1 protein-coding gene is annotated in these 273 nt (G+C 60.1%); it reads left to right on the forward strand.

Annotation, left to right across the window (positions count from 1 at the left end):
• Nucleotides 1-49: 49 nt before the first annotated feature.
• Nucleotides 50-172 carry a hypothetical protein gene (locus tag ABG80_RS23695; protein ID WP_268760914.1) on the forward strand — a complete coding sequence of 41 codons (123 nt, stop codon included), beginning with the start codon at nucleotides 50-52 and terminating at the stop codon, nucleotides 170-172.
• The last annotated feature ends 101 nt before the right edge of the window (nucleotides 173-273 follow it).

Raw genomic sequence — 273 nt, forward strand, 5'->3', positions numbered from 1 at the left:
AAAACGGCTCTGAGGCCTTTTTTGGTGACTTTGACGGTGAAGAACGGTGATGACCTGGCTGAACGCTTTAAGCACCTTCATAGAGCCCAGCGCGAGCTATGGAAACGCCGGCAACGTGGTCGCGGCTCTGTGCTCGCTGGTGTTGTGGGCGCTGTTTGGTCATACGAAGTGAAGCGGGGAGACAACTCGGGCCAGTGGCACCCGCACCTGCACATGATCGCCTTGGCCGAGGTCGAGCCCAGCCAGGAGCGCTTGTCGCGGGATTGGCACCAG

The sequence above is a fragment of the Aquabacterium parvum genome (genome assembly GCF_001447195.1).
Taxonomy (GTDB): domain Bacteria; phylum Pseudomonadota; class Gammaproteobacteria; order Burkholderiales; family Burkholderiaceae_C; genus Aquabacterium; species Aquabacterium parvum.